General features: G+C 56.2%; 26 protein-coding genes and 1 pseudogene. 7 read left to right on the forward strand and 20 right to left on the reverse strand.

Translation table 11 applies throughout. The annotated features are described in order from the left end of the window. Position 1 precedes the first annotated feature (1 nt). Genes yfcD through yfcF form a run of 3 tightly spaced genes read right to left on the reverse strand, consistent with a single transcriptional unit; the run spans position 2 to position 1,867 of the window. Positions 2-556 (reverse strand): NUDIX hydrolase YfcD, encoded by a 555-nt coding sequence (yfcD, locus tag IYV58_RS19445; RefSeq protein WP_004123172.1) that lies wholly within the window; start codon positions 554-556, stop codon positions 2-4. A gap of 58 nt (positions 557-614) precedes the next feature. Beyond that, on the reverse strand, positions 615-1,166 hold the full coding sequence (gene yfcE / locus IYV58_RS19450; protein ID WP_004123174.1) for a phosphodiesterase: 552 nt from the start codon (positions 1,164-1,166) through the stop codon (positions 615-617). Positions 1,167-1,222: 56 nt separating this feature from the next. Continuing rightward, a complete protein-coding gene (gene yfcF / locus IYV58_RS19455) occupies positions 1,223-1,867 on the reverse strand; it encodes a glutathione transferase (protein WP_004123181.1) in 645 nt (214 codons plus the stop codon). Positions 1,868-2,075: 208 nt separating this feature from the next. On the opposite strand from yfcF, the gene yfcG reads away from it, so the two are divergent. From yfcG to IYV58_RS19485, 6 genes and pseudogenes are all read left to right on the forward strand, one after another. After that, complete coding sequence (gene yfcG / locus IYV58_RS19460; protein ID WP_142469340.1) at positions 2,076-2,705, forward strand: GSH-dependent disulfide bond oxidoreductase; 630 nt, start codon at positions 2,076-2,078, stop codon at positions 2,703-2,705. 65 nt (positions 2,706-2,770) lie between these two features. Beyond that, a complete protein-coding gene (gene folX / locus IYV58_RS19465; RefSeq protein ID WP_004104107.1) occupies positions 2,771-3,133 on the forward strand; it encodes a dihydroneopterin triphosphate 2'-epimerase in 363 nt (120 codons plus the stop codon). Positions 3,134-3,156: 23 nt separating this feature from the next. Then, on the forward strand, positions 3,157-4,050 hold the full coding sequence (locus IYV58_RS19470) for a TIGR01777 family oxidoreductase (protein WP_142468013.1): 894 nt from the start codon (positions 3,157-3,159) through the stop codon (positions 4,048-4,050). Positions 4,051-4,265: 215 nt separating this feature from the next. Further along, the gene (locus IYV58_RS19475; protein ID WP_004123187.1) at positions 4,266-4,520 is read left to right on the forward strand and encodes a hypothetical protein; all 255 of its coding nucleotides are present in this window, start codon (positions 4,266-4,268) and stop codon (positions 4,518-4,520) included. 3 nt (positions 4,521-4,523) lie between these two features. Next, entirely contained in the window at positions 4,524-5,090 is a 567-nt protein-coding gene (locus IYV58_RS19480) for a hypothetical protein (protein WP_049114654.1), read from the forward strand. Positions 5,091-5,157: 67 nt separating this feature from the next. Continuing rightward, positions 5,158-5,655 (forward strand): annotated as a pseudogene (locus IYV58_RS19485) (GNAT family N-acetyltransferase). A 41-nt stretch (positions 5,656-5,696) separates the two neighbouring features. Here the strand turns inward: IYV58_RS19485 and hisP are convergent. From hisP to pdxB, 15 genes are all read right to left on the reverse strand, one after another. Further along, a complete protein-coding gene (gene hisP, locus IYV58_RS19490) occupies positions 5,697-6,470 on the reverse strand; it encodes a histidine ABC transporter ATP-binding protein HisP (RefSeq protein ID WP_004123193.1) in 774 nt (257 codons plus the stop codon). 7 nt (positions 6,471-6,477) lie between these two features. Further along, positions 6,478-7,194 carry a histidine ABC transporter permease HisM gene (gene hisM / locus IYV58_RS19495; protein ID WP_004123196.1) on the reverse strand — a complete coding sequence of 239 codons (717 nt, stop codon included), beginning with the start codon at positions 7,192-7,194 and terminating at the stop codon, positions 6,478-6,480. Then, positions 7,191-7,877 carry a histidine ABC transporter permease HisQ gene (locus tag IYV58_RS19500; protein WP_004123199.1) on the reverse strand — a complete coding sequence of 229 codons (687 nt, stop codon included), beginning with the start codon at positions 7,875-7,877 and terminating at the stop codon, positions 7,191-7,193. The genes hisM and IYV58_RS19500 overlap by 4 nt, the downstream gene beginning before the upstream one ends. A 66-nt stretch (positions 7,878-7,943) precedes the next feature. Further along, positions 7,944-8,726 carry a histidine ABC transporter substrate-binding protein HisJ gene (gene hisJ / locus IYV58_RS19505; RefSeq protein ID WP_004123203.1) on the reverse strand — a complete coding sequence of 261 codons (783 nt, stop codon included), beginning with the start codon at positions 8,724-8,726 and terminating at the stop codon, positions 7,944-7,946. A gap of 257 nt (positions 8,727-8,983) precedes the next feature. After that, positions 8,984-9,766, reverse strand: coding sequence for a lysine/arginine/ornithine ABC transporter substrate-binding protein ArgT (argT, locus tag IYV58_RS19510; protein ID WP_004123206.1), 783 nt, complete (start codon positions 9,764-9,766; stop codon positions 8,984-8,986). A gap of 291 nt (positions 9,767-10,057) precedes the next feature. Continuing rightward, positions 10,058-10,627, reverse strand: a complete 570-nt coding sequence (locus tag IYV58_RS19515; RefSeq protein WP_049114653.1) for a UbiX family flavin prenyltransferase — start codon at positions 10,625-10,627, stop codon at positions 10,058-10,060. 136 nt (positions 10,628-10,763) lie between these two features. Beyond that, the gene (gene purF / locus IYV58_RS19520; RefSeq protein WP_004123211.1) at positions 10,764-12,281 is read right to left on the reverse strand and encodes an amidophosphoribosyltransferase; all 1,518 of its coding nucleotides are present in this window, start codon (positions 12,279-12,281) and stop codon (positions 10,764-10,766) included. Positions 12,282-12,314: 33 nt separating this feature from the next. After that, positions 12,315-12,803 carry a colicin V production protein gene (gene cvpA, locus IYV58_RS19525; protein WP_004104143.1) on the reverse strand — a complete coding sequence of 163 codons (489 nt, stop codon included), beginning with the start codon at positions 12,801-12,803 and terminating at the stop codon, positions 12,315-12,317. A 199-nt stretch (positions 12,804-13,002) separates the two neighbouring features. Then, positions 13,003-13,692: a cell division protein DedD gene (gene dedD / locus IYV58_RS19530; protein ID WP_142446736.1), complete on the reverse strand. Its 690-nt coding sequence runs from the start codon at positions 13,690-13,692 to the stop codon at positions 13,003-13,005. Further along, a complete protein-coding gene (gene folC / locus IYV58_RS19535; RefSeq protein ID WP_112165573.1) occupies positions 13,682-14,950 on the reverse strand; it encodes a bifunctional tetrahydrofolate synthase/dihydrofolate synthase in 1,269 nt (422 codons plus the stop codon). Before folC ends, dedD begins: the two co-directional genes overlap by 11 nt. A gap of 72 nt (positions 14,951-15,022) precedes the next feature. Further along, on the reverse strand, positions 15,023-15,937 hold the full coding sequence (accD, locus tag IYV58_RS19540) for an acetyl-CoA carboxylase, carboxyltransferase subunit beta (RefSeq protein ID WP_004870882.1): 915 nt from the start codon (positions 15,935-15,937) through the stop codon (positions 15,023-15,025). 194 nt (positions 15,938-16,131) lie between these two features. Next, the gene (locus IYV58_RS19545) at positions 16,132-16,791 is read right to left on the reverse strand and encodes a DedA family protein (protein WP_004123217.1); all 660 of its coding nucleotides are present in this window, start codon (positions 16,789-16,791) and stop codon (positions 16,132-16,134) included. Between the two features lie 27 nt (positions 16,792-16,818). Continuing rightward, positions 16,819-17,631, reverse strand: coding sequence for a tRNA pseudouridine(38-40) synthase TruA (gene truA / locus IYV58_RS19550; RefSeq protein WP_004123224.1), 813 nt, complete (start codon positions 17,629-17,631; stop codon positions 16,819-16,821). Further along, positions 17,631-18,644, reverse strand: coding sequence for an aspartate-semialdehyde dehydrogenase (locus tag IYV58_RS19555; protein WP_004123225.1), 1,014 nt, complete (start codon positions 18,642-18,644; stop codon positions 17,631-17,633). The genes truA and IYV58_RS19555 overlap by 1 nt, the downstream gene beginning before the upstream one ends. 62 nt (positions 18,645-18,706) lie before the next feature. Continuing rightward, positions 18,707-19,843 (reverse strand): 4-phosphoerythronate dehydrogenase PdxB, encoded by a 1,137-nt coding sequence (pdxB, locus tag IYV58_RS19560; RefSeq protein WP_049114649.1) that lies wholly within the window; start codon positions 19,841-19,843, stop codon positions 18,707-18,709. 110 nt (positions 19,844-19,953) lie between these two features. Between pdxB and flk the strand changes: the two genes are divergently transcribed. Continuing rightward, positions 19,954-20,913 (forward strand): flagella biosynthesis regulator Flk, encoded by a 960-nt coding sequence (gene flk, locus IYV58_RS19565; protein WP_004123231.1) that lies wholly within the window; start codon positions 19,954-19,956, stop codon positions 20,911-20,913. A gap of 40 nt (positions 20,914-20,953) precedes the next feature. Here flk and IYV58_RS19570 read toward each other — a convergent pair whose 3' ends face one another. Together IYV58_RS19570 and fabB are read right to left on the reverse strand one after the other, a co-directional pair. Beyond that, positions 20,954-22,129, reverse strand: a complete 1,176-nt coding sequence (locus IYV58_RS19570) for an MFS transporter (RefSeq protein ID WP_195729201.1) — start codon at positions 22,127-22,129, stop codon at positions 20,954-20,956. 206 nt (positions 22,130-22,335) lie between these two features. Further along, complete coding sequence (gene fabB, locus IYV58_RS19575) at positions 22,336-23,553, reverse strand: beta-ketoacyl-ACP synthase I (protein ID WP_004123236.1); 1,218 nt, start codon at positions 23,551-23,553, stop codon at positions 22,336-22,338. Positions 23,554-23,708: the final 155 nt, after the last annotated feature.

A 23,708-nucleotide genomic window follows, 5' to 3' on the forward strand; every position in this document is an offset into this window, starting at 1 on the left:
ACTACTCGGCCTCTTCCTGCTTTTCAGCTTTTGCTGACTCATTATTGGCATTGCGGGTCATCCACAGCGCCAGCGCTTTTAATGAATCCGGAGTGAACTCGTCGCAGCGGGCGGTGATCTCTTCCGGCGTCAGCCAGCACACTTCGCTCACCTCTTCCTCCTGTAAAGCAAAAGGCCCGTGTGACACGCAGCTGAACAGACCGCCCCAGACGCGGCAATGTTTATCCTCATAGTAGAACTGGCCGTGGTCAGCGAAAGGCACGCCGGCAATGCCGAGCTCCTCTTCCGCTTCGCGGCGCGCGGACTCCAGCATTTGCTCGTCAGCCTGCACCACGCCGCCGGCGGTAGCGTCCAGCATTCCCGGCTGAAAATCTTTCGTTTCGGTACGACGCTGTACCAGGATTTTGCCCATCCCATCATGAACAACAATGTAGGTCGCCCGATGACGCAAACACTCCGCGCGCATTTGTTCGCGGCTGGATTGTGCTATCACCTCATTGTTTTCATTAACAATATCGACCCATTCTGTGCTTGCCAAATGATTCTGTTCCGCCATCAGGAAACCTTACTTTTTAAAGCGCTCTTACGGCGCGTCTATACGGTTGAGGGGTAAATTACGGGTAAATTGCGACCTCTGCAATAACCTGATTATCATCGAGTGCTAAAACCTGCAATTGCCCCTCGTTCAGCAGACCGTAGCTGGCGGTAAATCCCCCTTTAGGGATGCTGACCGAGCCGGGATTGAAGAGGAAAATCTCACCGCGTTTCTCGGCAACCGGAATATGAGTATGACCATAAGCCAGCACATCGCCAGCGGCGAGGGGAGGCAAATTATCGGGGCTATACAGATGTCCGTGGGTCAGAAAAAGGCGGGTTCGCTCGCTCAAAACCTGCTGCCAGGGGGCGGTAATGGGGAAATGAAGCAACATCTGATCGACTTCGCTGTCGCAGTTGCCGCGTACGGCAATCACCCGCTCCGCCACGCTATTAAGCGCCTCCGCAACCTGGGCTGGGGCATAGCCTTCGGGAAGCGCGTTACGCGGCCCGTGATTAAGCACATCGCCGAGGATAACCAGCCACTGCGCCCCACTGCGCGCGAACAGCTCAAGCACGCGTTCAGCGGCAGGCAGAGAGCCGTGGATATCCGAGGCAAACATCAGCTTCATACTATTTATCTCCACGCATGACGATGCGTCTATGATAACGGAACCGCTGAAGCTTATCAGCCCGCGCGTTTGGCTGAGAGTGCGACGTAGCGCTGGACCGACGCCCGCTGCCACTGGAAGACGGCGTAATCCGCCAGCGCGGCGGGGACCTCATCGCCGTTAAGGACCAGTCGATTGAGCATCAGCGCCAGGTCGGTATCGGCAATGGACCACTCGCCAAATAGATTCTGCCCGCCGTGGGACAACAGTAAGCCAGCCGTTTCAAACAGCTTCGCGGCGCTTTTTCGCCCGGCGTCGCTGAGCGGAGGCTTCTTTGCTCCGCCAAAGACCACGTCCGTGGAACGCTCTTCACGGATCGGCATTAAATCGCTGCGCAGCCAGGCCTGTACCTGACGCGCCCGCGCGCGCTTTTGCAGATCATGCGGGTAAAGCCGCTCCCATTCCGGGGGCGCAAAGCGCTCATCCAGATATTCGGTAATCGCAGAGGATTCGCTCAGAAAAAACTCGCCGATCTCCAGCAGCGGTACGCGTCGCGTTGCGCTGTAGCCTTTCCAGCCGCTTTGCAGATGCTCGCCGCTGTCAAGGTTGACGGTTTTTAGGGTAAAAGGCAGGCTCTTTTCCTGCAGGGCAACGTATACGGACATCACATATGGCGAGAAAAAATCGGCGTCGGACCACAGGGTAATCGCGGGCTGGCTCATAGCATCCTCAATGGCTAATGTAATGGGGCGATACGCCAACATATCCTGTCTTTCAGAGGATGTCACTGACCGCTACCCTCAGGATCTTACATACTTCTCTGAGGTGTACGCGCTCGGCGAAAGTCATCCAGAATGAGGTAAACCTGCCGGATGACGCCAGTTCACCTATACTCGAAAAGTTTGCGACCTGTGACGGCGAGGGACTCTCATGATCGATCTTTACTATGCACCCACCCCTAATGGCCACAAAATCACGCTATTTCTTGAAGAAGCGCAGCTGCCTTACCGCCTGATCCGGGTGGATATCAGTAAAGGGGAGCAGTTTAAACCGCCGTTTCCGGCGATCTCACCGAACAACAAGATCCCGGCGATCGTTGACGATACTCCCGCCGACGGCGGCGCCCCGTTAAGCCTGTTTGAGTCCGGAGAAATCCTGCTTTATCTGGCTGAAAAAACTGGCAAATTACTGAGCGGCGAACTCCGCGAACGCCACGTTACGCTACAGTGGTTATTCTGGCAAGTCGGTGGGTTAGGGCCGATGCTCGGGCAAAATCATCATTTCAACCACTTTGCTCCGCAGGCGGTGCCCTACGCCATTGAACGCTTTCAGGTGGAAACGCAGCGTCTGTATGGCGTGCTCAATCGGCGCCTTGGCGAGAGCCCCTGGCTTGGCGGCAACCACTACAGCATCGCCGATATCGCCTGCTGGCCGTGGGTGAATGCCCATCAGCGCCAGCGTATCGACCTCGCCAGTTTTCCGGCGGTGCATAACTGGTTTGAGCGCATTCGCCAGCGCCCGGCCACCGTTGAAGCGCTGCTGAAAACAGAAGCTCATTAACCCCCTGCTCGCCCGGGAAGCTTTGATGTATGATGGCGGAAATTACTACACGGAGGAAGCCTGCCATGTCTCAACCAGACGCCATTATTCGAATTAAGAACCTGCGCCTGCGTACTTTTATCGGAATTAAAGAGGAAGAGATCGCCAACCGCCAGGACGTGGTGGTTAACGTCGCTATCCACTATCCGGCGGAGAAATCACGCAACAGCGAAGACATTAACGATGCGCTGAACTATCGCACCATCACCAAGCGCATTATTAGCCATATTGAGAATAACCGCTTCTCTCTGCTGGAAAAATTAACTCAGGATGTGCTCGATATCGCACGCGAACATCACTGGGTCACTTATGCTGAAGTAGAGATCGATAAACTGCACGCGCTGCGCTACGCCGATTCGGTATCCATGACGATGAGCTGGCGGCGTTAGACGCATCACCTTAGGGAGGCGCTATGAACGTTCTGCTTACTGGCGGTACCGGCCTGATTGGCCGACATCTGATTCCCCGGCTGCTGGAGCTGGGGCATCACATAACGGTTTCAACGCGCAGCCCTGAAAAGGCCAAAAGCCGCCTCGATTCGCGCGTCACCCTGTGGCGCGATTTCGAGCATCAGGCGAACCTCAACGGCATTGATGCCGTCATTAACCTGGCAGGCGAGCCGATCGCCGATAAACGCTGGACGGCGGAGCAGAAACAGCGTCTCTGCCACAGCCGCTGGGATATCACGCAAAAGCTGGTCAAGCTCTTCAACGCCAGCGATACGCCACCCGCGGTGCTGATAAGCGGTTCCGCCACCGGTTACTACGGCGACCTCGGTGAAGTCGTGGTTACCGAAGAAGAGCCGCCGCATAACGAGTTTACCCATAAGCTTTGCGCCCGCTGGGAGCAAATCGCCTGTGAAGCGCAGAGCGATCGCACCCGCGTTTGCCTGCTGCGTACCGGCGTGGTGCTGGCGCCGCGCGGCGGCATTCTGGCCAAAATGACGCCAGCTTTTAAACTGGGCCTCGGCGGCCCTATCGGTAGCGGAAGGCAATATCTGGCGTGGATCCATATCGACGACATGGTCAACGGTATACTCTGGCTGCTGGATAATGACCTGCGGGGGCCGTTTAATATGGTTTCCCCTTACCCGGTGCGCAACGAGCAGTTCTCCCACGCGCTGGGTCATGCGTTGAATCGGCCCGCCATTTTCCGCGTCCCGGCGGCGGCGATTCGCCTGCTGATGGGAGAATCTTCCGTTCTGGTACTCGGCGGCCAGCGCGCGCTGCCAAAACGCCTGGAAGCAGCCGGATTTGTCTTTCGTTGGTACGATTTGGAACAAGCCCTGGCCGATGTGCTGAAATAGTTCAGGGCCTTCAGGGAGATCCCGGCGATCTCCCTGATCTGTTATTCGTGGAACCCTCCTCGCAGCGCGCAAAAACCACCACGCTTGTCGCGTCTTAACTGTGAATCTCATTCCAGCGATCTCCCCTTCACTCTGTCATAACCCCTGCGTGTGATTTTACCTTACCCGGCGTTGACATTCGTCAACATCATATTCAATATTAGCAGGACACATTGATGAAGGAACATCTGGATAAACATATCAGAGCCGCAATTGACTACGCGCTGGCGCGCGGCTGGATTCTTCTCTCTGGCGGCAAAAGCGCGCACTGTTTTGGACGACTAATGTGCGGAACAGCCCGCCATCGGGAACACATGATGAGCATCTGGTCAACGCCGGCGGTGCCCATTCACCATGCCAGGCAAATCATCCGCATGGTCGATCGCTGTCTGATACCCGTATCGGGTCAGATTAACCACAAGAAGGATTAAACCATGGCGCTGTATAACTTTACGCTCACACTCTCCGGCGTCACCGCGCATACCGTGGGGCTGGAGGATGCGCTGCATGCGGCAGGCTGCGCTGATGCCCTGGTCTGCTTTTACGGAACGGCAGTCTATGTGGAGTTCGACCGCGAATGCGCCTCTCTCGAACAGGCCATTTTGTCAGCGATTGCCGATATCGAATCCGCTCCGGCCCTGAATGCGCGGGTCGAATCCGTCGATTCCGCGCTGGTAGGATTAAGCGATATTGCTGAACTCACCGGCCTGACGCGACAGGCCATCGCCTTATTGAAAGATGGCGCACGAGGCTCGGGGCAGTTTCCAGGGCCGGTACAACGCGTGAAAGGCAATTCGCCGCTGTGGCGCTGGAAAACCGTCGTCGGCTGGCTGGTGATGGAGGGACGGCTTGCCGGGGATTCGCCGCTGGTCGCCCACGCCGAGGTGCTGGACAACCTCAACCTGGCGCTGCAGTTGAGGGCGACACAAGAGAGCAACACTGTGCTGCGCTATCTCCGCGGGCTCGAAAATCAGCACCGGGCTTCACCGACGCTTGCTTAGACGCGTAAACATTCCGGCGCTTTATGGTGTTAAGGTGGCGGAATAATCCACCTCTATGGACTGCATGATGATAATACTGACTACACCGCGCCTGCGCCTCTCGCCGTTTCACGCATCCGACTGGCCATTTTTCCTGCGCTTACGGCGAGACCCGGAAGTGATGCGCTATATGGGCGAGGTTCTTGAAGAACCAGCGCTGCGGACGCTGTTTGAATCCCGCTGCGCTGACCCTGGCGTATTCGTATAGCGCGACGGCAGCGGCGAGGCGGTTGGCGATATTGGCCTGCGCATCAGTGGTAAAAATCCGCACGAAGCGGATGTCGGATACGCTCTTATGCCCGATGCACAGGGAAAGGGCTATGCCAGCGAAGCGTTAAAAGCGATTTGCGACTACGGCTTTAACCAACTCGGCGTTCACGCGATAAATGCCTGGGTGCTGGGCAATAACGCTGGCTCTTCCCGCCTGCTGGAAAAACACGGTTTTATCCGCATTCAGGTGCTCGAAAAAGCGTATCATTTGAACGGAATGGATTTCGATGACTGGGTGTATCGGCTGGAGCGCTAGCCGTCCCGGCGGAGGGGATTCCGCCGGAGGCATAGACAGTACTACTTTAACGAGCCCTTCAGGAACTGCTGCAGGCGCGGGCTTTTCGGATTGCCGAAAACATCGTCAGGGTGCCCTTCTTCTTCAATCTTGCCCTGATGCAGGAAAATCACGTGCGAAGAGACATGGCGCGCAAAGCCCATTTCATGCGTTACCACGACCATGGTTTTTCCCTCTTCCGCCAGCTGCTGCATAATGCGCAGCACTTCGCCTACCAGTTCAGGGTCAAGCGCCGATGTCGGTTCATCAAACAGCAGTACGTCGGGCTCCATCGCCAGCGCGCGGGCAATGGAAACGCGCTGCTGCTGGCCGCCGGAGAGGTGCACCGGATATTTAATCTGCTGGCGTTCGTCAATACCGACTTTTGCCAGATATTTGACCGCCCGATCGCGGGCTTCCTGTTTGCTCAGACCCAGTACCTGAATCGGCGCTTCCATCACGTTTTCCAGCACCGTCATATGGCTCCACAGGTTAAAATGCTGGAATACCATCGTCAGGCGAGTACGTAGCAGGCGTAGCTGGTTTTTATCAGAAACCTTTAACTGACCGTCTTTATCGCGAACCAGGCCAATGTTTTGCCCGTTAACAACAATCGTCCCTTCGCTGGGCTTTTCAAGAAAGTTAATGCAGCGCAAAAAGGTACTTTTACCGGAGCCGGATGAACCAATAATACTGATCACGTCTCCGGCTTTCGCCCGCAGTGAGACGCCTTTCAGTACCTCATGCTCACCGTAACGTTTATGCAGATCGATTACATTTAATTTATTGTCGGACATGGCGTTCTCAGTGCGTCGAAGAAGGTTTGATGTGCTGGAGCCAGCGCTTTTCCGCTCTGCGGAACAGGCTAATCAGCACATACGAGATAATTAAATACAGTACTGCGGCAATACCAAAGGCGGTAAACGGCTGGTAGGTTGCCGAGTTAATATCGCGGGCAATTTTCAGCAGATCCGGCACCGTGGCGGTAAAAGCCAGCGCGGTGGAATGCAGCATCAGAATCACTTCGTTGCTGTACGCAGGCAGAGCGATACGCAGCGCGGAAGGGAGGATAATGCAGCGATACATTTTAACCGAGGAAAAACCATACGCCCGAGCGGCCTCTATCTCGCCTGCCGGCACTGAACGAATCGCCCCGGCGAAAATCTCCGTAGTATAGGCGCAGGTATTCAGCGTCAGCGCCAGCACCGTACAGTTCAGCCCGCTGCGAAAGAAGGCGTTCAGTAGTTCAGTGCCTTTGACGATTTCCAGCGTATACATCCCGGAATAGAACACCAGCAGCTGAACGTACAGCGGCGTGCCGCGAAAGATATAGGTGAATAGCCAGATGGGGAACCGGATAAATTTGTTGCTCGACACGCGGCCTATCGCGAGGAAAATGGCCAGGATGCCGCCCATCACCACGGAAGAGATCAGCAGCCAGAGCGTAATCGCGACGCCGGTAAAGCGGTAGCCGTCGGTCCACAGCAGGGATTTCCAGTACTCCTGAATAATGTCAATCACAGGTCAGCCCTCTTCACGCCCACAGAGTAACGGCGTTCGAGCATCAGCAGCACACCATTGGAAACCGTTGTAAATACAAGATAAATCAGGCCGCAGACGATAGCGAAGTAGAACGGCTCCCAGGTGCTTTTACCCGCCAGCTGGGTTGCCTTGACCACATCCTCCAGCCCCAGCAGCGAGACCAGCGCGGTCGCTTTGAGGATCACCTGCCAGTTGTTGCCTATTCCAGGCAGCGCATAGCGCATCATTGCCGGGAACAGAATGCGACGAAAGGTTTGCCCGCCGCTAAAGCCGAAGGCCGTCGCCGCTTCAATATGCCCCGTCGGCACAGCCAGGAAAGCGCCGCGAAAAGTTTCGGTAAAGTAGGCGCCGTAAATAAAGCCCAGCGTGATGATACCCGCCACCATTGGGTCAATATCAAACTGCGCCAGACCAAGCGCATCGGTCACGCTGTTGAGCGCAATCTGCAGCCCGTAGAAAATCAGCAGCATCAGCACCAGATCGGGTACGCCGCGGATTAAAGTGGTATAGCCTTCAAAAATCAGCGCTAATGGACGATTATTGGAAAGTTTCGCCCCAGCGCCCGCCAGGCCGATAAGCACCGCCAGAACGACCGAGCTTAACGCCAGCTCAAGGGTGACCAGCGCGCCCTGAAATATAACCTGTGAAAACCCGTACAGCATGCTGTCTGCCCTGTCTGTCATCAACCATCACGCGTGAAATCACGCGCGATGGGGTACGCGGGATGATTAGTCGCCGTACACGTTAAAATCGAAATATTTCTTCGCCAGCTTGTCGTAGGTGCCATCCTGGCGCATCTCGGCAAAGGCTTTATTCAATGCTTCACGCAGTTCGTTGTCTTCTTTACGTAGCCCCATACCGGTGCCGACGCCGAACAGCTTCTCGTCTTTAATCGACGGGCCGCCGAACTGATAATCCTTACCGATAGGCTGCTTGAGGAAACCTTCGCTGGCGGCGACTTCATCCTGGAACGCAGCATCGATACGTCCAGCGGTCAGGTCAGAATAAATATTGTCCTGCCCCTGGTAGGAAACAATTTCAATTCCCTTCGGTGCCCAGTGCTCGTTACCGTAGGTTTCCTGAGTGGTGCCCTGCAGAACGCCAACGCGTTTGCCTTTCAGCTTCGCGAGGTCTGGCGTAATATCGCTGCCTTTTTTCACGACCAGGCGCGAATCCGCCGCGTAAAGCTTGTCGGTGAAGGCAATTTCCTGTTGACGTTTTTCGGTGATTGAAAGCGAAGACATAATGGCATCGATTTTCTTCGCTTTTAAAGACGGGATCAGCGCGTCCAGCGGGTTCTCAATAAAGGTACATTGCGTATTGATGCGCTTACAGAGTTCTTTTGCCAGATCGATGTCAAAACCAACCAATTCACCCTGTGCATTCTTGGATTCGAACGGGGCATAAGTAGGATCGGTGCCGATGCGGACTTTTTGCGGAATGGCTGCGAATACAGTGGAAACGCTGGAAAGGGCCAGCGCTAAAGAGAGAGACAACGCCAGTTTTTTCATAACTATCCTCAACAGACTGTCATTCTAACGGATTTATTAGAAGTACTTACGGCAGTTATCGTGCCATTATTCGCCCCGGTAAGGCAAAACATTCCGCGCCGGGAAGCAAATTTTTTCGCACCAGAAACGCTTAACTATGCATTTTTTTAACATCCCGCGTGGAATTTTTTGCACCAAAAAGATCCACAAAAGCGTGAGCGCACCAATAAGGGGCAGAAATAGATGCGCGTGGCCCGGCGTCCGGGCCAGCGGACGTCTTAGTCACCGTAAACGTTGAAGTCGAAGTACTTCTTCGCCATTTTGTCGTAGGTGCCGTCTTTACGCATGTCAGCCAACGCTTTATCAAACGCGGCCTTCAGCTCGCTATCGTCCTTACGCAGGCCGATGCCGGTACCATCACCGAAGAATTTTTTGTCTTTAACGGAAGGACCGGCAAACGCAAAATCTTTACCGGCGGGTTGTTTGAGGAAACCTTCACTCGCGGCCACTTCATCCTGCAATGCGGCGTCAAGACGGCCAGCGGAGAGGTCTGAGTAGATCAAATCCTGGTTCTGATAAGCCACAACATCGACGCCGTGGCTGCGCCAGCGTTCATTACCATAGGCCTCCTGGGTAGAGCCCTGAAGCACGCCGACATGCTTGCCTTTCAGCGATTCCAGCGTCGGCTGAATCGGCGAGCCTTTCGCGGCAATCAGGCGCGAGTCGGCGGCGTAGAGCTTGTCAGAAAACGCAATTTCCTGCTGGCGTTTTTCAGTAATCGACAACGAAGAGATGATGGCGTCGATTTTCTTGGCCTTCAGCGACGGGATCAGGGAGTCGAAATCGCTGCCAACCCAGGTACATTTTACTTTGATACGCGAACAGAGCTCATTGCCCAAATCAATGTCAAAACCCACGAAATCCCCTTTCGCATCCTTAGAAGAGAAAGGCGCGTAGGTGGCATCGGTGCCAATGCGAATACTCTGCGGCAGCGCAGCGAATGCGCTGGAGGCGCTGCAAATGCCCATCATTAAAGAGAGAGCCAGAACCGTCTTCTTCATAGGTTACCCTTAAGTGTCGTGATGTTGTTATGCGATGCGTTATTTTGTTATTTGTGCTGCCGATAAAATCTTGCACGTTTTATGCCATTTTCTCAGTGCGTGCTGCAAATGGCGTTAAATTTGTTAAATAAAGGTTGCGAGTTTGTCTTAAAAGGGAAGATACCAGCAATAACGGATAAACCGCAGTGCCGCAGCGCAAAAAAACAAATTAAATGTTGAGGATTTGATCGAGGCTACAAAATTGCACTGCGGCAATGCAGATGTGAATAAAGCGCACTATCTTAGTGCGCTTTACGCTCCCTGCCAGCGGGTAAAGAGGTCTTCAGGAAGAGAAATATCAAACTGATCGATAACGCGGTTGACCGTCTGGTTTATCACGTCATCAAGGGTCTTTGGCCGATGATAAAACGCGGGAACCGGCGGCATAATCACCGCGCCCATTTCCGCCGCCTGGACCAGCAGACGCAGGTGACCAAGGTGGAACGGCGTTTCCCGTACGCACAGCACCAGCGGGCGGCGCTCTTTAAGCACCACGTCCGCCGCCCTGGTCAGCAGACCATCGGTATAGCTATGAACAATGCCGGAGAGGGTCTTCATCGAACACGGCAAAATCACCATTCCGGCGGTCTTAAAAGAGCCGGAAGAGATGCTGGCAGCGATATCGCGGGCATCGTGCACCACATCGGCTAACGCCTGCACCTCGCGCAGGGAGAAATCTGTCTCCAGCGCCAGCGTCTGCCGCGCGGCCTGGCTTAGAATAAGATGGGTTTCGACATCAGAAACCTCGCGCAAGACCTGGAGCAAACGCACGCCGTAGATTGCGCCGCTGGCGCCAGAAATGCCGATAATGAGTCGCTTCACGTTGATTGCCCTTTTCCCACAATGGCGCAGACTTTGCCGGATTATAGCCCCTGACGCAACCGCGGACCCGCAATTGGTGCGAGAAAATAAAAAAGCCCGCGGCCATCGGACCACGGGCTTTCGGCAAATCAAAGGATTACCCTTCGTTATGCATCTCTAAGTTTTCGACTTCGTTCTGCAGCTGAACCGCTTTCGCATCGTCGTTACGCAGGGAATCGAGATAGTCCAGATACTGCTGATCGACATCTTTAGTGACGTAGATACCGTTGAACACCGAGCATTCAAACTGCTGAATATCCGGATTCTCTGCGCGCACCGCGTCAATCAGATCGTCCAGATCCTGGAAAATCAGGCCATCGGCGCCGATGATCTGGCGAATCTCGTCCACCTCACGCCCGTGCGCGATCAGCTCATTGGCGGTCGGCATATCGATGCCATACACGTTCGGGAAGCGAATTTCCGGCGCAGCGGAGGCCAGATACACCTTCTTAGCCCCTGCTTCGCGCGCCATCTCGATAATCTGCTCTGAGGTGGTGCCGCGCACGATGGAGTCATCCACCAGCAGCACGTTCTTATCGCGGAATTCGGCGCGGTTGGCGTTAAGCTTACGGCGCACGGACTTACGGCGCAGCTGCTGCCCCGGCATGATAAAGGTACGGCCAACGTAGCGGTTTTTAACAAAGCCCTGGCGGTAAGGTTTGTCGAGAATACGGGCAATTTCCAGCGCGATATCGCAGGAGGTTTCCGGGATAGGAATGACCACGTCGATATCCAGATCTTCCCACTCACGGGCAATTTTCTCACCCAGCTTAGTCCCCATATTAACGCGGGCGCTGTAGACGGAGATTTTGTCGATGAAGGAGTCCGGACGCGCAAAGTAAACGTATTCGAACAGGCACGGGTTGCTGACCGGGTTCTCCGCGCATTGACGAGTGAACAGCTGGCCTTTTTCGGTGATATACACCGCTTCGCCAGGCGCCACGTCGCGCAGGAACTCAAAGCCTAGCGTATCCAGCGCTACGCTTTCCGAAGCGACCATATATTCGGTGCGGCCATCGCCAATATCGCGTTTACCCAGCACCAGCGGACGGATGCCGTTCGGGTCGCGGAAGGCGACCATACCGTGGCCGATAATCATCGCCACGCAGGCGTAAGCGCCGCGAATCTGGCGGTTGGTGGCAGCGATCGCCGCAAAAATGTTGTCTGCTTCCAGCGGGTAGTGGCGGAAATTGTCCAGCTCGCTGGCGAAGATGTTGAGCAGAATTTCGGAATCAGAGGTGGTGTTGATGTGGCGGCGTTTTTCTTCAAACAGCTTTTTACGCAGCTCGTGAGCGTTAGTCAGGTTACCGTTGTGCGCCAACGTAATGCCATACGGCGAGTTGACGTAGAAAGGCTGTGCCTCGGAGGCGCTGGAACTGCCAGCCGTCGGGTAACGAACGTGACCAATACCCATATTGCCCTGCATACGCTGCATATGGCGAGCTTCAAAAACGTCGCTCACCAGTCCGTTCGCCTTACGCAAACGGAAACAGTTGTTCGCATCAATGGTGATGATGCCTGCGGCATCCTGGCCACGATGCTGAAGCACCGTTAACGCGTCATAAATGGACTGGTTTACCGGCATAACACCGGCGATACCGACAATACCGCACATACGTCTTTTCCTCGTTAAGCTACATCCCAACGCTTATGCTTTGGGCAAGAAACTTGACGAGCTCTGCAGATAGTCAAAGAACCATCTGATAACGAAACTGAACTGAGGGATAAGCTCAGACTTTTGCCAGTCTTCGCTTTTCGCCATACCGGTGAAGCTATCGAGAAAGAACAGAATCGCTGAGACGATTAACACCCCGCGCAGGGCGCCAAAGCAGATCCCTAACACCCTGTCGGTTCCCGACAGGCCGGTTTTTTCCACCAGCTGACCTATCACAAAGTTAACGATAGCGCCGACGATAAGCGTTGCGATAAACAGTATCGCGATAGCAATCCCATTTCGGACCAGTTCGTCTTCAAAGCCCGTGAACCAGACAGCCAGGTAAGTGTAGTAATGACTGGCAACAAAGAAAGCGCATCCCCAGGTTACCAGCGATAAAGCTTCACGAACAAAGCCGCGGATCAGGCTGACCAAAGAGGAAAAACCAATCACCGCTATTATGGCGTAATCAATCCAGACCATATACGTCCCACGATTTTACGCCCTGTCGTCCGGTTCGGGGCGCATTCTAACAGAAAAAGAAAACGTTTGCGTAGGGATTTCCGTGCCCTACAGAAATAAAAATGGCGCTGAAAAAACATTCAACGCCATACTGTCTTTCGCCTCTTCAGGGCGCGTCAGACAGGGGTTCCGGCCCTCTACTCCTTTAAAAAAGAGAGAGTTAGTTCGGGCTGTAGCCCATGACCACGCCGCTAAGTCCTGAAATCTGCTTCAGCTCACCTAGCTGGCCTTTCAGCTTATCCTTCGAAGTATCCGGCCCCACGAGAATACGGGTGATTTTACCCTGCACCGGCGTCGAAGGCGACGTGTAAACTTTAAAGCCAGAAGCACGCAGCTTACCAACAATCTCGTTAACCTTATCGGCGTTCTTCAGCGCGCCCAGTTGCACAACATACGCTTTGCCGGTCGGCGCCGGGATTTCAGCCTGCTGCTGCGGTTTAGGCGGCGGCGTCTGCGCCGCAACCTGCTGCGCCTGTGGTTTCTCTACCGGCTTAGGCTGAGGCTTCGGCTGAGGTTTGGGCTGTGGCTTAGGCGTCACAACCGGCTCCTGCACCACATCAAAGCTGTTGTTGTTCACCGGTATACGCGACGGATCCAGCGATGGCGCAGCGGCATCGCCTGCTCGCACCTCTTCCGCCGCCCCTTCCGGAGGCTGCGAAGGCAGCGCCTGAGTCGCTGCAGGCAGCATATCCGGCTCATCGCGATCCCCCGGCTTTGGCACCAGCGGGATCGCGGCAAACTCATCCTGATAATGTTTTTTCTGACCATCCAACAGCCCTGGCAGGATAATCACCCCCAGCGCCACTATCACAATCGTCCCGACTAAACGGTTCTGAAACTTACTCGCCACCGATTCTCCCCGCGTCTATTTCTTCCATTACATGCGCCACCGTGTGGAATGAACCACATACCAGCACCGTATCTTCAGGCCTGGCGTCCGCCATCGCGGCATGCCACGCCTGCGCGACGCTAATATAGACTTTGCCTGTGCGCAAATGTTCCAGCAGCTGCTCCGCCGTGGCTCCACGCGGCCCTTCCAGCGGCGCGCAGTACCAGTCGTCAACTTCCGTCTGCAGATTTGCCAGCGTACCTGCAATATCCTTGTCATGCAGCATACCAATAACCGCCAGCACGCGCCCCGTTTTCGATAAGGTTCTGAGACGCCCCGCGAGATATGCCGCCGCGTGCGGATTATGGGCAACATCAAGGATCGTCCGGGGAGCCTCGCTAATTATCTGGAATCGCCCCGGTAGCATCGCGCGTTGTACGCCATCACGAATCGCCTGCTCGCTAACCTTAAGCCCGCTGGCGCGCAGGGCCGCAATCGCCGTAGCCGCATTCGGCATCGGAACCTGCGGCAGCGGCAGATCGGTCAATGCCCCCAGCCGATCGTAGAAAGACCAGCCTTGTTCCCCGGCCTCGTACCGCCAGTCAGCGTCACGGCGCTGGAGCCGCGCCCCTTTTTCATCCGCCACCTGAGCAATGGTCAACGGCATGTCGGGTTCACCGACGATGGCCGCTTTTCCGGCGCGGAAAATACCCGCCTTTTCGCGGCCGATGCTTTCGCGATCTGGCCCCAGCCAGTCGATATGGTCGAGGGCAATACTGGTCACCACCGCCACGTCGGCATCGACGATATTGGTCGCATCCAGGCGGCCGCCAAGACCCACCTCAAGAATCACCACATCCAACCGCGCCTGCTGAAACAGCCACAGCGCGGAAAGCGTGCCGAACTCAAAATAGCTCAGGGAAATCTCACCGCGCGCGGCTTCAATTTCGGCAAAAGAGGTGGTATGCGCCAGCTCCGTCAACTCCTCGCCCTGCACGCGCACCCGCTCGGTGTAGCGCACCAGATGCGGCGAACTGTAAACCCCAACCTTGTAACCCGCCGCCATCAGCGCCGACTCCAGGGTACGGCAAGTAGTGCCTTTACCGTTGGTCCCCGCCACCGTGAAGACAAACGGCGCCGGTTTTAATACCGCCATCCGCTGCGCGACCTCGCTGACGCGCGCCAGCCCGAGATCGATAGTTTTGCTGTGCAGATGCTCCAGATAAGAAAGCCACGTAGCCAGGGGCGACGTGGCCTGAGGAATAGGTTGTTTTTCCATGATGTCCGGCAAGAGTTAAGATCGCTACGCGTATAAAAAAGGGCAGCGCCGTCAGGCCTGCCCTCTCCATTATCAGGCCTCTGGTTCCTGATCCGGTACCGGCGGCACCACCTCGCCTTCGTGAGCGGGTTCCGGATTTGGCGCCGGAAGGTTCATCAGCTTCGCCAGGATACTGGCCAGCTTCAGACGCATTTCCGGACGGCGTACGATCATGTCGATCGCCCCTTTCTCAATCAGGAACTCGCTGCGCTGGAACCCCGGCGGCAGCTTCTCGCGAACGGTCTGCTCAATAACGCGAGGGCCGGCAAAGCCGATCAGCGCTTTTGGCTCAGCGATGTTGAGATCGCCCAGCATTGCAAAGCTCGCCGAGACACCGCCCATGGTTGGGTCGGTCAGCACGGAGATATACGGCAAGCCGCGCTCCTGCATTTTCGCCAGCGCAGCGGAGGTTTTCGCCATCTGCATCAGCGACATCAGCGCTTCCTGCATACGCGCGCCGCCGGATGCGGAGAAGCAAATCAGCGGGCAGTTGTCTTCCAGCGCCTGCTCAACCGCGCGAACAAAGCGCGCGCCGACCACTGAGCCCATTGACCCGCCCATAAAGGAGAATTCGAAAGCGGCGGCAACAACCGGCATATCGTGCAGGGTGCCTTTCATAACCACCAGCGCGTCTTTTTCGCCAGTCTCTTTCTGGGCGGACGCCAGACGGTCTTTATACTTTTTCGAATCGCGGAACTTCAGCACATCTTTCGGCTCGAGCTCGCTTCCCAGCTCCACCAGAGAACCTTCGTCCAGCAGGCTATGCAGGCGGTTGCGCGCCGACATGCGCATGTGGTGATCGCACTTAGGGCAAACCTCCAGGTTGCGCTCCAGCTCTGCGCGGTACAATACCTGTCCGCAGCTGTCGCACTTGGTCCATACACCTTCAGGGATACTTGCCTTACGGGTGGGGGTTATATTGCTTTTAATTCGTTCAATCCAGCTCATTGATAACCTTTCTACCTGAACCTGGTCGATGCCAGTTTTGTCGCAAGGGGCGCATAATGCCATTTTTGCCCCTCACAGACCATGAATGTTGCACATTAAATCATAACATCCCGTAACATGGGATAAAAAAGTGGTCGAACCGCTCACACTTCACTCTTCGGACGGCGGCATACCGCCCGAAGAACGTCGCCGCGTTATTTCGCCTGTTTCGCCGCCGCCCGCTTGTGGCGGATGACTTCAATCACGCCAGGCAATACGGAGAGGACGATAATCGCCACAATCAGCAGCTTAAGGTTTTCCTGTACGATCGGCAAATCGCCGAACAGATAACCTGCATAGGTAAACAACAGTACCCACAGCAGCGCGCCAACAACGTTATACATCGCAAAATGACGATAGGACATATGCCCCATTCCTGCCACAAACGGCGCAAACGTTCGGACAATTGGCACGAAACGGGCCAGGATGATGGTTTTACCGCCGTGTCGTTCGTAGAAGCTATGGGTCTTATCCAGGTAGCTGCGACGGAAAATTTTCGAATTGGGATTGCTGAAAAGCTTTTCACCAAACAGCCGGCCAATTGTGTAGTTCAAGGCATCGCCAACAATCGCGGCAATGACCATCAGCAGCACCATTAAATGCACGTTGAGATCGTTGGTCGGCAGCGCGGAGAGCGCGCCAGCCACAAACAGCAGCGAATCCCCCGGCAGGAACGGCGTGACCACCAGGCCGGTTTCGCAGAACAGAATCAAGAATAAAATCGCGTATACCCAAATGCCGTACTCCGCGACCAGCTCAGCCAGATGCACATCAATATGCAGGATAAAATCAATTAAAAAGTGAATCAGGTCCATAGTTTGCGTTAGCCCTTAATAATCCGGTTAGTCCGCCAGAAACAGCGGGCCCATCGGCATGACCGGGAGGTCGTAGCGGGCCGGGTAGTCCACCGACACCAGATACAATCCTTCCGCTTTTGCCGTTGCGGCGGCAAGCGTCCTGTCTTTTGCCGCCAGAAGATCTGCAATCCAGCTCTCTGGCTGGTTACCGGCACCTACTTCCATCAGACTGCCGACAATGTTCCTTACCATATGATGTACAAAGGCATTCGCTTTGATGTCCACCACCACATATGCACCATAACGGGTGACGTTGATGTGCATCACGTTGCGCCACGGCGTGCGCGACTGGCACTGTACCGCACGAAACGAGGTGAAATCATTCTCTCCCAGCAGACACTGAGCGGCGCGCTGCATCCGCTCCGCATCCAGCGGGAGATAATAATGGGTTACGCCGCGGCTCAATACCGCCGGTCGCAGACGATGATTATAGATAACATAACGATAGCGACGCGCCGTGGCGCTAAAGCGAGCGTGAAAGTCTTGCGGAACCGGCTTTACCCAGCGAACCGCGATGTCGCCGGGTAAATTGGCATTAACGCCCAGCGTCCATGCGGCATCCTGACGCTGCGCGCGCGTTTCAAAATGCACCACCTGACCGGTGCCGTGAACGCCGGCGTCCGTACGGCCGGCGCAAAAAACGTTAATAGGCTCATTCGCCACCTGCGAAAGCGCTTTTTCCAGCTTCTCCTGCACGCTGCGAACTTCATTCTGCCGCTGCCAGCCGTAGTACTTGCTGCCATCATATTCGATGCCCAGCGCAATTTTGTAGACCACCGGCTGCTCCATCTCAGACATCAGTACAGATACTCCTGAACCAGCTTCTCAGCGATTTTCACCGCCATCAGCGCGCCGCCAAAACGGACGTTATCGGCGACGGACCAGAACTGCACCTGCTCCGGCATCCCGTAATCGTTATGCACGCAGCCGACGGAAAGGCGGGCATTACCGGAAGCATCGCCGACCTGCGTCGGGAACTCGCCCTCTTCTGACAGCTCGATATCTTCGCCGCGGCTAAGGGCATCGCGCGCCTCTTCCGCCGCCAGCGGGCGCTGCGCTTCAAAGCTGACCATCTGCGCATGACCGTAGAATACCGGTGACTGAACGACGCTTGCGGAGATCATCAGGCCATCATCCTGCAGAATTTTGCGGACTTCATCGACGATACGACGCTCTTCGCGCACGCTTCCTTCCCGATCGGGCAGCAGCGGCAGCATATTGAACGCCAGCTGGCGGCCGAAGAAGTCGTCCTCATCGATCGGAATACCGTTGAGCAGTTTGGCGCTCTGCCCTGCCAGCGCATCCACCGCTTTTTTACCGTGGGCGGAGGCGGACAGCAGGTTGGTCACGCTGATGCGCGACAGGCCGCCCTGATCGATCAGCGGTTTTAACGCCGACAGCAGCTGGCTGGTCAGGCTATTCGGTACCGCAATAACGTTACGATTGCGATAATCCGCCAGCACGAACGGGTTGACATCCGGCACCACCAGCGGCACGTCCGGCTCCAGCGCAAACAGACCGCTTAAATCAATCACCAGACAGCCCGCATTTGTGGCGTCTTCGATATACGCCGCGGTCGCTTCGACACCGGCGGCAAAAAAGGCCAGTTGGACCTGAGTCCAGTCGAATTCGGCCGCATCCTGTACGACTACCGATTTGCCCGAAAAACGCAGATGTTCCCCGGCGCTATCGCTACGCGCCAGGGCATAAATATCCCCCACCGGGAACTGACGATCGGCAAGCGTTTCGAACAGGGCTTCGCCTACGGCGCCCGTTGCGCCCAGTACGGCAATATTCCAGCCTTCAGACATGGTGGTGTACTCCAGAAAAAAGCAGCCCTGCCGGATTATCCAGCAGGAGCATTAAGATGATATTAACGAACAGGATGATGTACGGCGTTGAAGCCCAGTTGGCGCAACAGCGTCGCCGCCTGCGCATCGCTGCACTGCACGTATAGCGAAGACCATTCACGGCGTTCCTGATAATTTTTGCGCAGTTTGTCGAACTCGCCCACAACGCCCGCGACTTTTCGCAGCGGCGCATCATCGCGGCGCACATCATACACCAAATGCGCCAGCCGTTTTAGCGTTGCCTGATCGAGCGGCCCGTGCAACGTAATGCGGCCAAACTCCGGCGCCGGCAGCAACGTGTCCAGCGCCACCTGCTGTGGATGACCAATAAACGCGCTGTAGGCCTCAAAAACCTGCGTCGTACCGCGCGCTTTTCCTTCAAGGGTATAACCGGCAATATGCGGCGTACCAATATCCACCCGCTTGAGCAATTCGGTATTCAGGTCCGGCTCCGGCTCCCAGACATCCAGTACCACGCTTAAGGACTGATTGGCCTGCAGCCGCTGCAGCAGCGCGCCGTTATCCACCACCGGCCCACGGCAGGCGTTGATTAAAATCGTCCCCGGCTTCAGGCGGCGAATCAGCGCTTCATCCGCCAGGTGCAGCGTTTTGTACTGCCCTTCCTTATAGAGCGGCGTGTGGAAAGTCAGAATGTCCGCTTCCTGCACCAGCTCGTCGAGGGTGCGAAAATCGCCCTCATCGCCACGATCGGCGCGCGGCGGATCGCAAAGCAGAGTTTTTATTCCCAGCGCCTCAAGGCGCTTTTGCAGGCGCCCGCCCACGTTGCCGACGCCCACGATCCCGACGGTACGGTCGCTAAGCGCAAAACCATCGCGTTCGGCCAGTATTAATAGCGCGGAAAAAACATATTCCACCACCGCGATAGCGTTGCAGCCCGGGGCCGCGGAAAAGCCGATTCCCGCCTGATGCAGCCACGCCTGATCGACATGATCGGTACCCGCCGTCGCGGTGCCAACAAATTTGATCGCCTTGCCGGAAAGCAGCGCTTCGTTAACTTTGGTGACGGATCGCACCATCAGCGCATCGGCGTCATTCAACGCATCGACCGGGACAGGGCGGCCAGCAACGGCCTTGACTTCCCCCAGGCGGCTAAAAAGCTCGCGCGCATAGGGCATATTTTCATCAACGAGGATTTTCACGGTTCAGTACCTGTCTGAGAGCGAGAGTAAACCGGGGAAGTGTGCCATAATCTGGCCGCCAGGAACATCATCACCCGGCCCTTAGTACAGCAATACGCAAAGGATTAATCATGACGCAACCCGTTTCAGGTATGTCCGAACGCCCTCCGGGATCGGGCGAACCTCCGCTCACCACTCAGCAGCGCACCGCGCTTGAGCGGCTCATTACGCGCCTGGTGGCCTTAACCTCGCAGCAAAATGCGGAAGTGTGGGCCTGCGTAAAACACGATCTTAGCCTGAAAAACGACGCGCCGCTGCTGGCAAGCCATTTTGCCGCCGCCGAGAACAGCCTGAACCAGCGCTTAATCCTCGCCCAGCAAAATCATCACCGTCGGCAAATCCTGGCGCAGCTGAGCGAACTGCTGAACCAGGGCAACAATCGCCAGGCGGTCAGCGATTATATTCGTCAGCATGACGGTCAAACCGCGCTGCATGCCTTGACCCAGCCGCAGCTGGAGAATGTTCTGCAACTCCTGCAAAGCGGCCAGCTCTCGATTCCTCAGCCGCAGCAGCGCCCGCCAACGCATCGTCCGCTGCTGCCAGCAGAACACAACACGCTCAATCAGCAGGTGACTAAACTCGCCGCGGCCACCGGCGAGTCCAGCAAGCTTATCTGGCAATCCATGCTGGAGCTAAGCGGCGTCAAGAGCGGAGAGCTGATCCCGGCGACCCACTTTACGCCCCTCTCGTACTGGCTCCACGCGCGGCAAACGCTCAGTTCGCAGGCTGCGCCGACGTTGACCTCGCTGCAGGCCGCATTAAAACAGCCGCTTGAAGCCGCAGAATGGCAAAGAGTGATGGATTTTGCCCAAACCCACTGGCACGCGACGGCGCAAACGCCGCTCAGCGCAGCGCAGCTGTTGACGCTGCTTAACAAAATTTTTGTGCTCAGGGTAGCCAGAGCCCAGGAGACGCTGGCGATCCCGCCGGTTCAGGCGCCTCCCGCCTCAACGCGGCTGGCATTGAAAAAACCGTGGGTTATCGCGCTGGCAGTTATCGTGGTGCTTGCCCTGTTGTGGTTGGTGATTTAAGGACATATCATTCGGCCCGCATGCCGGGCCGAATGAAGCGCTACTTACGCAGCGACACCAGGGTAACCAGGATCCCCAGCACGGCGCATATCGCCGCAGCCAGGAAGACCGAAGAGTAGCCCAACGAAGTCGCGAGCAGCCCGGTAAGCGGGCCGGTGACGCCGTAAGAGATATCCTGAAACGCGGCATAGCCGCCAAGCGCCGTTCCCCGTACCTGCGGTGGTACCCGCTTCACGACCTCGACGCCCAGCGCCGGGAAGATAAGCGAGCATCCGCAGCCGGTTAGCGCCGCGCCCGCCAGCGCGATCCAGGCATTGGGCGCCTGCCAAAGCAGCGCCAGGCCTATCGCTTCAATCAGCAGCGAAACGATGGCCACTTTTACCCCGCCGAAGCGATCCGGCATCCAGCCAAACAGCACGCGCATCAGCACGAATGCCCCGCCAAACGCGGTCAGCGTAAAGCCGGCCATCGCCCAGCCATTGCTGACGAAATACAAAGAGACAAAGGTACCAATTACCGCGAAGCCAACGCCCTGAAGACCAAGACCGATACCGGGCCGCCAGATCATTCCGACCACGCTCCACAGCGACGGGCGGTCGCCGCCGTGAGCAGGAATTTTACGCACCGTGCCGTTAATCGCCCAGGCCACTAACGGCAGTACCATGGTGACGCAGGCCAGCGCCGCGACGCCGTAATGGCTGTAAATTAGCAGCCCCAGCGGGGCCCCGGCCGCCAGCGAGCCGTAGATCGCCATGCCGTTCCACGACATGACTATACCGGATCGCATGGGACCCACCAGCCCCATCCCCCAGCTTAAATTCCCGGTGAGCAGCTGGCTTTCCCCAAACCCCAGAATCAGGCGGCCAAGCACCAGCAGGCCAAACTTCGCCATGACCGGCACCGGCAGCAGCGCCGCGCACAGCCAGGCGCCACCCGCCAGCGCGCAGGCCAGCATCCCCTGAAGTACAGAGCGTTTGGCGCCGTACTGGTCGGCAAGGCGGCCGGCATAGCCTCGAGTTAATACGGTCGCCAGAAATTGAATACCGACAGCGATGCCAACCATGGTGTTGCCGAATCCCAGTTCCTGATGGACAAACAAGGGGATAACCGGTAGCGGCAGGCCGACGGTCATATAGGTCAGAAAAACGGCAAAAGTGATGCGAAACAGCGAACCATTCGCTGAAGGGTTATGTTTTGTTTCAGTGACTGCGGACATGCTTTACTCCAGTTCGCAGAGTAAGGCGAGGTGATAGCCACGCCCTCTCCACCTGATTATCAGGGTTAAGGCGCGTTGGATGACGTTAAACGCTTACGCATTATCTGAGAGACTAATGTTGTGGCAGGAGTTTGCCTTTTCGCGCAGGGGTCTGTCAAGAATACAAAAAAGGGGAGCCAACGGGCTCCCCTTGTAAAGTGTGCTCGTTATGCGCTGTATTTGCGCATCACCAGCGTAGCGTTAGTCCCGCCAAAGCCGAAACTGTTAGACATCACGGTCTTCAGCGCGCGTTCAGTCGGCTCGGTCACGATATTCAGGCCAGCCGCCTGCTCGTCCATCTCTTCAATGTTGATGCTCGGCGCAATAAAGCCGTGTTCCAGCATCAGCAGGGAGTAGATAGCTTCCTGTACGCCAGCGGCGCCCAGGGAGTGACCGGTCATCGCTTTGGTCGCGGAGATAGCCGGGCTGTTATCGCCAAAGACTTCACGAATCGCCCCCAGCTCCTTCACATCGCCTACCGGGGTAGAAGTGCCGTGGGAGTTCAGATAGTCAATCGGCGTATCAACACCGTCCATCGCCATCTTCATGCAGCGAACCGCACCTTCACCGGACGGGGCAACCATGTCTGCGCCATCGGACGTTGCGCCGTAACCAACGATTTCAGCATAGATGTGCGCGCCGCGCGCCAGGGCATGTTCCAGCTCTTCAACCACAACCATACCGCCGCCGCCCGCGATAACAAAACCATCACGGTGGGTATCATAGGTACGGGACGCTTTTTCCGGCGTTTCGTTGTATTTGGTGGACAGCGCGCCCATCGCATCGAATTCGCACGCCATTTCCCAGCACAGCTCTTCGCCGCCGCCAGCAAACACGATATCCTGTTTGCCCAGCTGGATTTGTTCAACAGCGTTACCGATGCAGTGTGCGGAAGTCGCGCAAGCGGAGCTGATGGAGTAGTTCACACCGTAGATTTTGAACGGTGTTGCAAGGCAAGCGGACACCGCGGACGCCATCGCTTTGGTCACCACGTAAGGGCCAACCGCTTTCAGGCCGCGCGGGCTGCGCATTGCGTCAGCGCCGAAAACCTGAGATTTAGAAGAACCGCCGGAACCGGCAATCAGACCCACGCGCGGGTTTTGCTGATAGACTTCATCTTTCAGGCCAGCATCTTCAATAGCCTGCTGCATAGAGAGATAGGAATAGATAGAGGCATCGTTCATGAAACGAACCACTTTACGGTCGATCAAGCCGGTGGTGTCCAGTTTGACGTTGCCCCATACGTGGCTGCGCATTCCCGAATCTTTAAACTCTTCAGAGAAAGTGATCCCGGAGCGTCCTTCACGCAGAGATGCCAGGACTTCCTGCTGGTTATTACCAATACTGGAAACGATGCCCAGGCCAGTAATCACTGCACGTTTCATTCAATACCTCTGTAAGTCGCACTATAGTAAGTTTCGAGTCGCACAATAGCGTACACTTGTACGCCGAACAAGTCCGATCAGCCAATTTGTGTATAAATTTGCGCCCTCAGGCACACATCGTTAAGATCGTTCTACGCCTTGTGATTCGAGTAACT

Origin of the sequence: Klebsiella sp. BDA134-6, from assembly GCF_015601345.1 — a bacterium.
Lineage (GTDB): Bacteria > Pseudomonadota > Gammaproteobacteria > Enterobacterales > Enterobacteriaceae > Klebsiella > Klebsiella grimontii.